The sequence below is a fragment of the Kitasatospora sp. NPDC001225 genome, from assembly GCF_053597855.1.
Window position 1 is genome coordinate 1 of sequence record NZ_JBSFJC010000176.1, and the last position, 13,845, is coordinate 13,845.

General features: G+C 75.4%; 11 protein-coding genes. 3 read left to right on the top strand and 8 right to left on the bottom strand.

Annotation, left to right across the window (positions count from 1 at the left end):
- Window positions 1-46: 46 nt before the first annotated feature.
- From ACWDCZ_RS35330 to ACWDCZ_RS35355, 6 genes are all read right to left on the bottom strand, one after another.
- Window positions 47-1,294, bottom strand: a complete 1,248-nt coding sequence (locus ACWDCZ_RS35330; protein WP_449818007.1) for a hypothetical protein — start codon at window positions 1,292-1,294, stop codon at window positions 47-49.
- Between the two features lie 65 nt (window positions 1,295-1,359).
- Entirely contained in the window at window positions 1,360-1,899 is a 540-nt protein-coding gene (locus ACWDCZ_RS35335; RefSeq protein ID WP_449818008.1) for a SigE family RNA polymerase sigma factor, read from the bottom strand.
- 143 nt (window positions 1,900-2,042) lie between these two features.
- Window positions 2,043-3,293, bottom strand: coding sequence for a type VII secretion-associated serine protease mycosin (mycP, locus tag ACWDCZ_RS35340; RefSeq protein ID WP_449818009.1), 1,251 nt, complete (start codon window positions 3,291-3,293; stop codon window positions 2,043-2,045).
- 83 nt (window positions 3,294-3,376) lie between these two features.
- Window positions 3,377-3,667 (bottom strand): WXG100 family type VII secretion target, encoded by a 291-nt coding sequence (locus tag ACWDCZ_RS35345; RefSeq protein ID WP_049657362.1) that lies wholly within the window; start codon window positions 3,665-3,667, stop codon window positions 3,377-3,379.
- Between the two features lie 120 nt (window positions 3,668-3,787).
- Complete coding sequence (locus ACWDCZ_RS35350) at window positions 3,788-4,093, bottom strand: WXG100 family type VII secretion target (RefSeq protein WP_063780319.1); 306 nt, start codon at window positions 4,091-4,093, stop codon at window positions 3,788-3,790.
- 185 nt (window positions 4,094-4,278) lie between these two features.
- Complete coding sequence (locus tag ACWDCZ_RS35355; protein WP_449818010.1) at window positions 4,279-5,961, bottom strand: type VII secretion protein EccB; 1,683 nt, start codon at window positions 5,959-5,961, stop codon at window positions 4,279-4,281.
- Window positions 5,962-6,147: 186 nt separating this feature from the next.
- Between ACWDCZ_RS35355 and eccE the strand changes: the two genes are divergently transcribed.
- The 3 genes from eccE (at window position 6,148) to ACWDCZ_RS35370 (ending at window position 10,612) form a co-directional block, all read left to right on the top strand.
- Entirely contained in the window at window positions 6,148-7,581 is a 1,434-nt protein-coding gene (gene eccE / locus ACWDCZ_RS35360) for a type VII secretion protein EccE (RefSeq protein WP_375877577.1), read from the top strand.
- Window positions 7,581-8,348, top strand: a complete 768-nt coding sequence (locus tag ACWDCZ_RS35365) for a hypothetical protein (RefSeq protein ID WP_049657368.1) — start codon at window positions 7,581-7,583, stop codon at window positions 8,346-8,348. The genes eccE and ACWDCZ_RS35365 overlap by 1 nt, the downstream gene beginning before the upstream one ends.
- 134 nt (window positions 8,349-8,482) lie before the next feature.
- Window positions 8,483-10,612: a MinD/ParA family ATP-binding protein gene (locus ACWDCZ_RS35370; RefSeq protein WP_449818011.1), complete on the top strand. Its 2,130-nt coding sequence runs from the start codon at window positions 8,483-8,485 to the stop codon at window positions 10,610-10,612.
- A 90-nt stretch (window positions 10,613-10,702) separates the two neighbouring features.
- On the opposite strand, the gene ACWDCZ_RS35375 is transcribed toward ACWDCZ_RS35370, so the two are convergent.
- Entirely contained in the window at window positions 10,703-11,647 is a 945-nt protein-coding gene (locus tag ACWDCZ_RS35375; RefSeq protein WP_074006407.1) for a bifunctional riboflavin kinase/FAD synthetase, read from the bottom strand.
- Window positions 11,648-11,712: 65 nt separating this feature from the next.
- A complete protein-coding gene (locus ACWDCZ_RS35380) occupies window positions 11,713-13,737 on the bottom strand; it encodes a hypothetical protein (RefSeq protein ID WP_449818012.1) in 2,025 nt (674 codons plus the stop codon).
- Window positions 13,738-13,845 lie beyond the last annotated feature (108 nt).

The following is a 13,845-nucleotide window of genomic DNA, read 5'->3' on the forward strand; positions in this document are numbered from 1 at the left end:
GGCCCCCCCCCCCCCCCCCCGCCGGGGGGCACCGCCGTCTCCCGCGCTACTTCTTCGGCGTCCACTGCGGGCTGGTGGCGACCGCCCGCAGCTGCGCCTCGGTCAGCAGCGGATCGCCCTTCGACACCAGCGTGACCAGGACCTCCACGCCGTCCGGCCGCATCGCGTCCACGACCTGCACCCCCTTCGGGACCTTGGCCGCCGCGCCGCGCGCCAGGAGCCTCGTCCCGTCCGGCAGGGTCTCCGCGCCCTGGTACGCCTCCGGCCCCGGACGGTCGTCGGGGGCCTTCGCCCAGTTCTCGACCGTCAGCGTCAGGGTCCCGGTCCGCCCGCCCCCGGCCAGCTCGAAGTCCGCCCGCAGGTCCCGGCTCCTGCGGTCGGTCACCGTCACCCCGGCGGGCAGCAGCCCGGTCAGGACGGACTCGCGGTCCTGCAGCGACAGGCCCGGGTCGATCGCCTCGGTGTCGACGCCGTCGAACCTGAGGGCCGCGACGACCCGGTTCCAGGACGGGTCCGTGACGACGGCCTTCAGCTGGTCCGGCGTGAGCGGCGGGTTGGGCCGGCTGTCCGGCGCGTCCTTCTCCTGGGGCGAGTTCCACTCGCTGAGGCCGATCAGCCCGCCGTCCGGACGGGCCACCGAGGCGCGCCACTCCTTGGTGGTGGCCCGGTGGTCCGGGTACTCGTAGCCCTGGGTGAGCATGAGCTTCGACCCGTCCGGCAGCACGGTGACGGCGCAGGAGTCCAGCGAGGCGAGCTCGAGGTCCGTCGGGCAGGTCTGCGGCTGGACGTCCTTGGGGCGGTGCTTCTGGATGCTGAGGCCCATCAGCGACCGGCCCTGGCCGTCGTCGAACACCAGGTTGGCGTCCGCGTACATCCCCTTGTTCTCGTCGGTTCCGTGCCCCTTCGCGTCGGACACCTGGCCCTTGGGCAGCAGGGCCTGGAAGGTGGCGACCACCTCGTCCCCGGTGATCACCACCGGGGCGGAGGACTTCACCGAGGTCGGGGTGGCCGAGGCGGTGGCGCCGTCGCCGCCGGCGGTGGCCGCCGGGGCGGAGGCCGCGCGCACCGTGCCCTCGTCCTTCGCCCCCGGGAAGCCCAGGTACACCGCGCCGGTGCCCACCAGGGCCAGCGCGGCCGCCCCGCCCACCACGGCGGCGGTCGAGCGGCGGCGCCAGCGGCCGCGGCCGCGCCGGTAGCCGCCCGCGACCAGGTCGGCCCGGCCGGGGCGGAAGCCTTCGCCCGTACGGGTGAGGGCATAGAGAAGATCGTCCTCGAACTTGTCCGGTTCGGACATGGGTGTTCACCGTCTCCTTGCGTCGCGGGTGGTGGTGAGAGGTACCGGGCGGTCGGCGGCCGGCCTCAGCGGGCGGCGAGCTCGGCCAGCGAGTCGCCGAGCAGGGCGCGCAGCCGGGCCAGGGCCCGGGTGGTGCGGGTACGGACGGCCCCGGAGGAGACCCGCATGGCCTCGGCGGTCTCCTCGACGCTGCGGTCCTCCCAGTAGCGCAGCACCAGGACCGCGCGGTCCTTGGGCGGCATCCGGCCGAGCGCGTCGAGGAGGGTCAGCCGCAGCGTGCGGTCGGCGTCCTGCCCCTCCGGCTCCGGCAGGGCGTCGCTGGGGCGCTCGCCGCTGGAACGGCGGCGCTGCTGGGCGAGGAAGGTGCGCACCATCACGGTGTGGGTGTAGGCCGCCGGGTTGTCGATCTGGCTGCGGCCGGTGAAGGCGCTGCGCCGCCACAGCACGTACATCCGGCTGAGGGCCTCCTGCACGAGGTCCTCGGCGTAGTGGGTGTCGCCGCTGGTGAGCAGGCAGGCCGAGCGGTACAGGTGGCCGGTCCGCCCGGAGACGAGTTCCAGGAACTCCGCGTCCTTGGCCTCCCGGCCCGCCCCGATCCACCCCATGCGCCCTGCCCCCCGCGGTCCGCCCTCCCTGACACTTCATCGATGCGGCGGGCGGGCTGCGGTGTTACAGGGGTTCCGGCGGTTCTTCGACGCGCCGGCCCGGTCGGGCCCCGAGCGGGCGGGGGTCGGGCGTGAGTCGGGCGTCAGTCGGCGGACTTGCGCCGGTGGTCGCGCAGCACCGTGCCGCCGCCGATCAGCAGGGCGACCAGCAGCGCGCCGACGCCGAGGACGTACGTCGCGGTGCGGCCGTCCCGGTCGGCCTGGGTCTCGCCGAGACCCACCGGGCGCGGCACGATCGGCGCGGCGGCGAGCTGCACCGGGGCGTCCGGGGTGGGCGCGAAGGGCGCGTCGTCGGGGGCCTTGGTGACGGCCCTGACCGGGTCCACCACGCCCCAGCCGATGAAGTTGTCCGGCTCGCGCTGGGTGCGCTGCGCGGTCTGCTCGATCCAGGCCCGCACCTGGGCCGCCTTCCAGTTCGGGTGCGCGCTCCACAGCAGCGCGGCGAGCCCGGAGACGTACGGGGCGGCGAAGCTGGTGCCGTTGTCCACGCACTGGCCGCTCCCGGGCACGGTGGACAGCATGTCGACACCGGGCGCGGCGACCTTCACGAAGCCGCCGTACTGGGAGAACGGCGCGCGCTCGTTGTTGCGGTCGGAGGCGCCGACGGCCAGCACGGTCGGGAAGGCACCCGGGTAGGTGTCGCCCTCCTTGCCGTCGTTCCCGGTGGAGGCGACCACCACGATGTTCTTCGCCTCGGCATAGTCGATGATGGCCTTCAGCTCCTGGTACCCGCCGAAGCGGGCGTCGCCCGCGCCGCGCACGTCCTGGGAGATGTTGATGACCTTGACGCCGGGCTGGTCGGCCGCCTTCCTGATCGCCGCGACCAGGGTGGAGACGTCGCCGTTGCCGTCGCTGTCGTTCTGCCGGATCGAGAAGATCCTGGCGTCGGGGGCCAGCCCGACGAAACCGGTGGCCTTCCTGGGACCGGCCGCGATGATCCCGGCCACCTTGGTGCCGTGGCCGACCGGGTCCTCGATGGACTTGCCCGGGATCGCCTCCTTGGTCTCCCGGTTGACCAGCAGGTTGGGGCCCTCGTCGACCTTTCCGCTCAGCTGCGGGTTGTTGACGTCCACCCCGGTGTCGATGACCGCGACCGTCACGCCCGCGCCGGTGGTCTTCCCGCCCTGCCACAGCTCGTCCAGCAGCAGGCGCTGCAGCGACCACGGCACGGTCGGCACGTCGGGCGCCGGCTTGGGGCAGTCGCCGGCCGCGGCCAGTCCGGGCCCGCCCTCGGCGTACGCCGGGGCGGCGAGCGGGCCGCCCAGCACCGCGAGCGCGGCGAGCGCCGCGGCCGCCTTCCGGTACCCGTGTCGGGACACCCTGCCACCCCTCATGTCGTCCACCCGTGTCGCGCGTCGGGGGCGGGTGCCCGGAATCCGGGTACCCGCCCCCTGCTGTTCCCTACGGAACCCGAACGTCAGCCCCAGAGCTTGGCGTTGGCGTCCTCGGTCGTCCGGTAGCTCTGCGCGGCCTGGTCCAGCGAGGTCGCGATCTGCGTGCAGGTCTTCTGCAAGTCGGCGGCGCGGGCGTCCCACTGGGCCTGGTGGGCCTGGTAGCCCTCCTGGGCCGCACCCTGCCAGCTGGAGGCGATGCGGGTGACGTTGCCCTTGAGGTCGTTCAGCAGGTGGTCGATGCGGCTCGCCGAGGCCTTGACCTCCTCGGACGCGTGGTGAACGGTCTCGAAGTTGACGAGAATGTGGTCGGACACGTTGTCTCCCTAGACGAGGGTGCGGAGCGCCACGCGGTCAGTGGCGGGCGCTCCGCGGAGCGGTGGATCGGGACAGAACGGCGGTCGGCGCGGGTGCGACGATCAACGCGGAAGCGGTGATCAGCCCTGGGCCGAGGAGAACATCGCCTTCTGCTCCTCTTCGGTGCTCGCGTAGTGCTTGGTGGTCAGCTCGATCGCGTGCTTGATCGCGGTCAGCGACTCCTTGAGCTTCGCGATGTCCTCGTTGACCCGGTTCTGCAGGGTCGTGTAGGCGCTCGCGGCCTGGCCCTGCCAGCCGCCGGTGATGCCGGAGACCGTGCTGATCAGCTTGGTCCGCTCGGCCTCGATCTTGCCGATGGCCTCTTCGATCTGCTTGGCGAACGCCAGCATCTCCTGCGCCGTCATCGTGAACTGACCCTGAGCCATGCTCCACCGTCCCCCATGAGACAACATTTTGCGTGCACGGAGGGCCCGCGAGGGGCCCCACCGTGCCATCACCCGTGTGATGTCCAGCAGCACTGTAGTCGGCACACGCAGCTCGCCCAACACCGAGCACAGAGTAGTTACCAGACCATGACACTGCGGCCAATTCGGTTGCCGCGCTTGGCCGGTCAGGCGTTCTGCGGCTGGGCGGCGCTCTTCGCGGTCAGCGGCGGACCGGCCGGAACCAGGTTCGACCACTCCTTCGGCACCGGCAGCGGCTGGACCCCCTGGTAGCCCAACCGGGCCTGGTTGCCGCCCGGTTCCTCCTGCTGGCCGGGCTCCTGGGACGGCGCCCCGGGGACCGGCGTGGCCGTCGGCTGCGGTGTCGGCTGCTTCGGCGGGGCGCTCTGGCCGGGCTGCGGCGAGGCCGTGGGACGCTGGCCGCCGTCACCGTTGGACGGGACGGAGTAGCGCAACCCGGTCTCGGTGATCAGGAAGTCGGTCCCGGAGCCGGCCGCCGCGTGGTCCAGCGAGCGGTAGAACAGCCCGTGACCGGGGGTCACGTACGCGGCCCCGGCGCCGTTGTTGTACGGCGCGGGGTACGTCGTCCCGGCCCAGACGCTGCGCTTGGCGGTGGCCCCGTCCGCGGCGACACCGTCGTAGGTGCTGCACACGACCATCCGGGCGTCCTGGCGGTCCTGCCAGTTGTTCACCGGCGCACCGGTCTTCAGCGGCCAGTCCGGCGCGGTGCCCTTCAGCGCGACGTCGCCGCCCCACTGGGCGTTGTCGGCCGGGATCATCTCGTCGCTGCGCGGCTTCTTGTCCTGGTCGTACTTGTAGAGCATCTGGTACGCCGGGTTCTGCCGGATCAGCTCCGCCTGGAACGGGGTGACCAGGAACAGCTGCTCCTTGCCGACCACGTAGTGGCGGTCCTGGTAGTGCACCAGCCGGCCGACCCGGCGGTCGGCCTGGTTGCCCAGCTCCACCTTGGAGTTGGCGCCCTGGCTGTCGGCCACGCCCTCGACCTGCGGGAAGGTGATCGGGGTGGCGGTCACCAGGGTGTCCAGCCAGTCCCGCTTGACCCGCTGCGGCACCGCGTTGGGCCCGAACACCGCGGTGATCAGCGCCTTGCGCTCCTTGTCGTCCGACTGCGGGGTGCCGATCTCGTGCTTGCGGCCCTGCGCGTCGACCAGGAACACCGCCGCACCCGAGGCGGCCGGCTGACCCGCCGCCGGCGCGGCCGAGATCTGCTGCTCGTCGGCCTGCTGCACCAGCATCAGCTGGTCCGGGCCGAGCATCCGGTCCTTGGCCGCCAGCGCCGTCGCGTCCGCCCCGGCCGCCACGAACACCGCCTGGTTGACGGTCTCCTGCTTGTCGTCCGAACCCGGGCGGTCGCACACCGCCCACTTCATCGGCTTGTTCGCGTTGTCCGTGGTCGGCAGCTTGTCCGGCGCGTACGGGATGCCGATCGTCGGCCCGTGGTTGGGGTAGCGGTCGAGCACCCCGTCGTCCACCACCACGACCTTGGCGCCCGCGGGCAGCACCAGCCGCGCCGAGGACATGTTGAGGACCTGGTGCAGCCGCTTGGTCTTGTTGTCCTGGTCGGTGAGCACCACGTACCGGGTCGTCGACTGCTTGCCCTGGATGATGTTCTTGCCGTCGTCCCACTTCACCGGCGCACTCGGCTTGAAGACCCCCCAGAGCCCGAAGCCGGCCACCACCACCGCCCCGGCCAGCACACTCGGCAGCACCGCCTTCACCGGACGCGGCGCGTCCTCGTCGCTGCCGCCGCCGGCGGGCAGCAGGAAGGCGCCCACCGTGCGCTTGCGGGCGAAGGTGTACGCGTTCAGCTCGTCCCGGCGCGATGCCATACCTCGTCGTCCCCCTAGTCAGACGTTGTCGGGCGTTGTCAGACCGACCTGCCCCGTGGTCACCCGCCGGGCACGAACCGGCGCGAACCCTCTACGATGCGGCAGCAGACGGTGAGTACGGTACGGGTACGGTCCGCGACACAGCCAGCCGGGCCGCGAGAACGGATCAGAGAGGGCCACCGGGGGATGCCAAGCCAGACCGCTCCAGGACGCCGCCGCAGTGCGGGCGGCGGGAGGGCGCGCCGGGCCGGCCGGGCGCAGCACAGCACGCCGACGGCCGAGACCGGGACGGGGACAGGACCGGGGACGGGGCCCGACCGGCCGCAGTCGACCGGCACCGGGGGCGGCGGCGCCGTCCAGGTCCGGATCAACCCCCGACCGGGGCTGCTCGGCGGGCGGTTGAAGCTCCAGCAGCTCGTCCTGGTCGAGGTCGCGGCGGCCCTGGTCGCCGTCGGCTGGACGATCAGCCGGACGGTCGCGGCCGGCTTCGGCGCCGTCGCGCTGGTGCTGCTCGTGCTCGCCCTCCTCCCGGTGCGCGGCCGCACCGTCCCGGACCTGCTGCGGGTCCGCGCCGCCCTCAAGTCCCGCCGCAGGCAGGCCCGGACGCTGCTGCCGCCGGCCGGCACCGACCCGGCGCTGGCGCCCGCGCTGGAGCTCGAACCGGGGCTGCGCACCTGCACCCACGCCACCGAGGCCGAGTTCGGCGGCCGCCCGGTCCGCCGGGAGACCGGCATGGTCGGCGACGGGACCTTCCTCACCTCGGTCCTGCTCGTCCAGGCCAAGGACCAGCCGCTGCGCCCGGTGCGCACCGCGCTGCCGCTGCCGCTGGACGTGGTCTGCTCGGCGCTCACGGTGGACGACATCACCCTGGAGTCGGTGCAGCTGGTCCAGCACACCCAGCCCGCCCCCGCCCAGCACCTGCCCGAGCAGTCGCTGGCCGCCCGCGCCTACCGCGAGCTGCCGGACGGCACCTCCACCCCCGGACTGCGGCTGACCTGGGTCGCGCTCAAGCTCGACCCGGAGCGCGCGGCGACCGCCGTCCGGGCCCGCGGCGGCGGCGAGGAGGGCGCCCGCAAGGCGCTGCAGCGGGTCACCGACCAGCTGGCCGGCCGGCTCAACAGCGCGGGCTTCAACGCGACCGTGCTGGACGAGCGCGAGCTGATCGCCGCGCTGGCCATCGCCACCTGCGCCAACCCGATCGCGGTGGCCGGCCGCCAGGGCACCGGCAGCGGCGGCGGCACCACCCGCCGCACCCAGGAGGGCAACCGGTTCTGGCGGATCGACGACCGCTGGCACACCACGTACTGGATCTCCCGCTGGCCGCAGCTCAGCCGCCCCGGCGGCGCCCCCGGCCGGATCGCCGCGCCGGACCTGGTCAACCTGATCACCGGCTCGCCGGCCCTCGCCAGCACCTTCAGCCTGACCGCCGGGCACGGCACCGGCGGCTCGGTGACGGTCAGCGGGCACCTGCGGGTGACCGGGCGCAACGAGAGCGAGGTCGGCCAGGTCGGCCGCCAGGTGGAGACCCGGGCCCAGAGCACCGGGCTCGGCCTCGTCCGGCTCGACCTGGAGCAGGCCCCCGGCATGCTCGCCACCCTGCCGCTCGGAGGGGCTTCCTGATGGCCTACCAGACCTACCCCACCGTCGGCCCGCAGCCCGGGGCCGAGCAGCGCCGGACCAGGCCGCGGATCCTGCCCGGCTTCGGACTGCGCGGCCCGCGCCGGGAGAAGCACGTCCTGGAGGCGGCCGACCTCGCGGCGCTGGCCTTCCCGGTCGGCGACGACGGCGTGGTCATCGGCGTCGACCCGCAGGGACTGCCCGCCGTGCTCGGCCTGTTCCGCCCGACCTCGTACGACCTGGTGCTCGTCGGCGGCATGTGGACCGCGCAGGTCATCGCGCTGCGGGCGGCCGCGATCGGCGCCCGGGTCGCGGTGGAGACCGCCCGCGGGCAGCTGTGGGGCCCGCTGGCCCAGGCCGCCGGCGGCGGCCAGCCCTGCGTGACGGTCCATCAGGTCGGCCGGCTCGGCCCGCAGGGCGCCTCGGTGGCCTCGCCGGTCCTGGTGGTGCGCGACCTCGGCGCCCGCCCGCCGCGCAGCCGGCTCTCCGCCGCGCCCTGGCAGACCACCCTGACCCTGCTGCCCTACCTGGGCCCGAACGCCTCCCGGGTGCTGAACGCGGCCGACCTGGTCGGCGTGCAGCGGATCTCGCCGCAGGAGGCGGAACTGACCGGCCGGGTGCTCTCGCTGCCCCCGGAGGACGTGGCCGCCCTGCCCACCCTCGGCGACGACCTCACCCTGTGGGCGACCCGGATGCGGCGCCAGTACGTACGGGCCGTGGCCGGGCAGGCCGAACAACAGGTGCTCGGCGGGCCGCGCCGGATGGACTGAGCAGCGGCTCGCCGCACCGGGCGGGCCGTCGGGGAACCGAAGCCGCCTTCAACGGGGGTTGCCGTACGGCCTAGTCTTTGATGCGGCAACGGCACCGCTGAACAAGCGGCGGCGAACACGAGGGAGCCAGAAAAGTGAGCAGCGATCGGGACGGCGTCTACGTCGGCGACAACGCGGCGGAGGACGACGACGACTGGTCGGACGCGCCTGACTACACTCCCCCGTCCTGGTACGTGCAGACGGAGCCCGCGGCGGCTGCTGGGGCTCCGGCCGCGGGGGCTCCGGCCTCGGCCGACGCCCCGGTGCCCGCCGCCGCCGCTCCGGCGCAGGCCCAGCAGGCCCCGGCGCAGCAGGCCGCTCCGGAGCAGCGGCAGTCCCAGGCTCCGGTGCCCGGCCAGGCCGCCGCCCCGGCGGCGGAGGCCGCGCCGGCCGCCGTCCCGGCCCCGACGCCCGCTGCCACGCCCACGCCCACGCCCGCCGCGCCGGTCCCGCCGGTGCAGGCCGAGGCGCAGCACGTCCCGTTCCCGGCCGCCGCCCCGGCTCCGCCGGTCGCCGAGCAGCCGCAGGCCGGTGCCCCGGCCTGGCCGACGCCGGAGGCCGCGGCGCAGCAGCCCGCGCCGCAGCCGTACCCGGCGCCCGCCCCTGCTCCCGCGCCCGTCGCGCCCGCGCAGCCGCAGAACTTCGCGCAGCCGCCGGTCCAGCAGGCCCCGCCGCAGCACCCCCAGGACCCGTCGGCTTCCTGGGACCCGCAGGCCGCGTGGGCGGCCCAGCAGGCCCAGCAGGTCCAACAGCCGCAGCAGCCGCAGCCGCTGCCGCTGCCGCCCCAGCACGCCGCCGCCCCGCAGCAGCCCGGCCCGGTGCCCCAGCCCGGCCCGGTGGACCCGCGCCAGGGCGGCTGGCCGCAGCCCGCCGCGTACCAGCAGCCGGTCCCGCCCCAGCCCGGCCCGCAGGCCCAGCCCGGCCCGCCGCTGCCGGGGCAGCCGCTGCCCGGCCAGCCGTGGCAGCAGCAACCGCAGGCCCCGCAGCCCAGCGCGTTCCAGCAGGCCGCCGCCCCGCAGCAGACCGCGCACGGCGCGCCGCTGGGCTACACCGCCGCCGTCGAGCTGTCCTCGGACCGGCTGCTGCGCAGCCAGCCCAAGCAGCAGCGCCAGCAGCCGCGCTTCCAGTTCGGCGGCAAGGCCGCGGCGGCCGAGAAGGCCCGCAAGCTGGAGATCATCCGCACCCCGGTGCTGAGCTGCTACCGGATCGCCGTGATCAGCCTCAAGGGCGGCGTCGGCAAGACCACGACCACCACCGCGCTCGGCGCGACCCTGGCCAGCGAGCGCCAGGACAAGGTGATCGCGATCGACGCCAACCCGGACGCCGGCACCCTGGGCCGCCGGGTGAAGCGCCAGACCGGCGCGACCATCCGCGACCTGGTGACGGCCATCCCGCACCTGCGCAGCTACATGGACATCCGTCAGTTCACCTCGCAGGACCTGAACTCGGGCCTGGAGATCCTGGCGAACGACGTCGACCCGGCGGTCTCGACCACCTTCAACGACTCGGACTACCGCCAGGTGATCGATGTGCTGGGCCGCCAGTACCCGATCATCCTGACCGACTCCGGCACCGGACTGCTGTACAGCGCGATGCGCGGGGTGCTGGACCTGGCCGACCAGCTGATCATCGTCTCCACCCCCAGCGTGGACGGCGCCTCCAGCGCCTCGACCACCCTGGACTGGCTCTCCGCGCACGGCTACGCGGACCTGGTCCAGCGCAGCATCACGGTGGTCTCCGGGGTGCGCGAGACCAGCAAGATGATCAAGGTCGAGGACATCGTCGCGCACTTCCAGACCCGCTGCCGCGGCGTGATCGTGGTGCCGTTCGACGAGAGCCTGGCGGCCGGCGCCGAGGTCAACCTCGACATGATGCGGCCCAAGGTCCGGGAGGCCTACTTCGAGCTGGCCACCCTGGTCGGCGAGGACATCATCCGGGCCCACCAGGCCGCCGCCGCCCAGCAGGCCGGCTGGCAGCAGCAGGCCCAGGCCGGCTACCCGCAGCCGGGCGGCCCCCAGCCGTACGCCGACCCGCAGCAGCAGCCCCAGCCGTACCCGCAGCAGGCCGGCCAGCCCGCCCCCGGGGCGCCGTGGGCCCCGCAGCCCGGCCAGGCCCCGCCGCCCCCGCCCGGGTACGGCTACCCGCAGCAGCCCGCCCCCGGGGCGCCCTGGCCGCAGCAGCCGGGGCCGGGCTACGGCTACCCGCCGCCCCCGCCCCAGCAGTGACAGCGACGGAAGGGGCCCACCGACACCAGGTCGGTGGGCCCCTTCCGTCGTTCTGCGACGCCTCGGACGCCGTCGCTCGGATGCCGTCGGTCAGATGCCGTCGGTCAGCTCGCGGGCCCGCTTGACGTCGTCGGCCATCCGGTCCAGCAGCGCGTCGATGGAGTCGAACTTCTCCATCCCGCGCAGGTAGGCCAGGAAGTCCACGGCCACGTGCAGCCCGTACAGGTCCAGGCCGACCCGGTCGATGGCGTACGCCTCCACGGTGCGGGTGGTGCCGTCGAAGGTCGGGTTGGTGCCGACCGAGATCGCCGCCGGCATCCGCTCGCCGTCGGCGGTCAGCCAGCCCGCGTACACGCCGTCCGCCGGGATCGCGCTGTGCGGCACGGTGTCGACGTTGGCGGTCGGGTAGCCCAGGTCGCGGCCGCGCTGCGCGCCGCGCACCACCACGCCCTCCACCCGGTGCGGACGGCCCAGCACCTCGTTGGCGCCGGCCATGTCCCCGGTCTCCACCAGCCGGCGGGTCAGGCTGGAGGAGAACGGCTCGCCGTCCCCGGCCGTGCCGCACACCTGGAGGTCGACCACCTCGACCTCGAAGTCGTCCGCCCGGCCCAGCTCGCCGAGCAGCTCGACGTTCCCGGCCGCCCGGTGCCCGAAGCGGAAGTTGGGGCCCTCGATGACGACCCGCGCGTGCAGCGCGTCCACCAGTACCTGCCGGACGAAGGTCTCCGGGGACTCCTGGGAGAACTCGGTGGTGAACGGCAGCACCAGCACCGCGTCCACGCCCAGCTCCGCGATCAGCTCGGCACGGCGCGGGTGCGGCGCGAGCAGCGGCGGGTGGCTGCCCGGGCGGATGACCTCGCGCGGGTGCGGGTCGAAGGTCACCACGACCGCCGGGACGCCCAGTTCGCGGGCCCGCTCGACCGCCCGCCCGATGATCAGCTGATGTCCTCGGTGCACCCCGTCGAACGAGCCGATGGTGACGACGCTGCGTCCCCAGTCCCCGGGGATCTCCTCCAGGCCACGCCAGCGCTGCACCTGACCGCTCCTTGTTCCGTACGGCGCGTACCCTCTGTACGCTCAAACGCTCAAAACCCGAACCCCTATAGCGTGCCATGCGCCTGCCCCGGCTCAGGCACCGGAATACGGGTTGAGCCCGCCGAGGGCCCCGCGGCCCGCCCGGAGACGGCCCGCTCGGCCTCGGCGGCGGCGTACTGCGGGTCCCGTCCGGCCGCCGCCAGGGCCCGCATCCGGGCCAGCCGGGGGCCGTCCGGGGCGGTCGGCGCGGCACCGGACGGCCACCGGGCGAGCAGCCGGGCGAAGGCCGCCGACCGCCCGGCGCAGCGCACCAGCAGCTCGTCCGCGCCCGGCAGCCCGGTGCCGGCCCGGGCCAGCACCGCCCGGGCCCGGGCCGGGTTCTCGGCCGCGCAGTGCTCGGCGAGCCGCTCCACGGCGACGGTCAGCACCGCCGGGTCGGTCTCGGCGGCGAGCAGGGTGTCCAGCAGCTCGCAGCGCAGCGCGTCCGCCGCCGGGTCGGCCACCGGGACGGACAGCACCTCGGCGAACGGCCGCCGGACGGCCGCGCTGCGGGCCGCCAGCGCGGCGCCGATCAGCACCCGCAGCTCCAGCCGGTCGGCCGGGCCGGCGGCGGCGCGCGCCAGCCGGCGGCCGAGGTAGTCGACGGCGACCGGGCCGGCCAGCCCCGGGTTCCCGCGCAGCAGCCCGGCGGCCAGCTCGGCGCCCCGCCGCACGGCCGCCGGGGCGGTGGCGTCGGCGAGCACCCGCAGCGTCTCGGCGGGGGCCGCGCCGGGGGCGGCCGAGCACTCGGCGAAGGCCGCCAGGACGGGTTCCGGGTCGCTCTCCAGGGCCGGGGCGAGCGCCCGCGGGGTGAGGAAGGCGTCGCCGCCGGCCCGCAGCAGGGCGAGCGCGGCCGGCAGGTGCTCGGCCCGGGTCGCCGGATCGCCGACCAGCAGCGCCAGCGCGGCCCCGTGCAGACCGGGCTCGTCCTCGCGGGCGAGCAGGGTCAGCGCGGTGTACCGCAGCAGCTCGACCCCGGCCCCGGCGGCGTACGGGGCGGTCCGCAGCGCGTGCACGGCCGCCGCGACGTGCCGTTCGGGCCGCCGGTCGTGGCTCCAGCGGTCCACCGCGCGGCAGAGCGCGGACGGCTCCTCGGCGGCGAGCACGGTGAGCAGCGCGTCCGCCCGCGGGTGCGCGGCGGCGGCCAGCGCGTCGGCCAACTCGTCCAGGGCGAGCCGCCGGTGGGCGTACAGCAGGTCGTGGGCGAGGTCGGCGACGGTGCGCCCCGGGCGGCCCGGCAGGCCGCGCGGGTCCTCGAACCAGGCGCAGAGCAGCGGGAACACCCCGACCGGGTCGGCGCGCAGCCGCTGGGCCACCACGGCGAGGAAGCGCTGCCCGGGGCCGTCGGCGGCCACCAGGCTGCGCAGCAGGGCGAGTTCGGCCTCGACGGGCAGGCCGAGGCCGGTCCAGAAGGCCGGCCCGAAACGGCCGAGCCCGGCCGCCGGGAGCGCCACCGCGCCCGTCCCGCCCGCCCGTTCGGCGATCCGGGCCGCCATTTGGTCGAGCAGCGCCCGGTGTTCGGCCGGGTCCGGGCCGGCGGCCAGGCCCTCGGCGAGCAACCGGGCCGCCCACCAGGCGGGTTCGCTGCCCGGCGGGCGCAGGTCCAGGGCGCGCCAGATCCGGTGCAGCCACGGGTCCAGGGCGCCGGCGCCCCAGGTCTCGGCCACCCGGCGCAGTGCGGCGGCGACCGGGCCGATCCGGTGCCGGGGGACGGCGTCCGCCCCGGCGGCCGTCCCCGCCGTCTCCGCCGCCGGGTGGCCGCCGGGCTCCGCCGGCTCGTCGGCGGGCCACGGCGGGGTGTCCTCGGCCTCGCCGAGCAGCAGCCGCAGCGCCGCGTCCAGGTCCAGGTGCCGGCCCTGCAGCCAGTCCGCGAACTCCCCGTGCGCGAAGCGGAACCCGGGCCCGGCCGGGACGAACAGGCCCTCGGCGAGCACCGCCGTGGCCCAGCCGCCCTCGACCGGGAACAGCTCCTCGAAGGCGGCCCGGTCCAGCCCGCCGCCCGACCGGCCGCCGAGCATCCGCCGGGCCGCCTCGTGCACCCGCCCGGCCACCGCCGCCGCGAGTGGAGGGGTGATCGACGTTCGCGTGGGCGAGCGTCAGCGACACGGTGTGCGGATCAGTCCCCCTGCCGGGGGAGAGGGCCCAGTGCGTCTGCCACC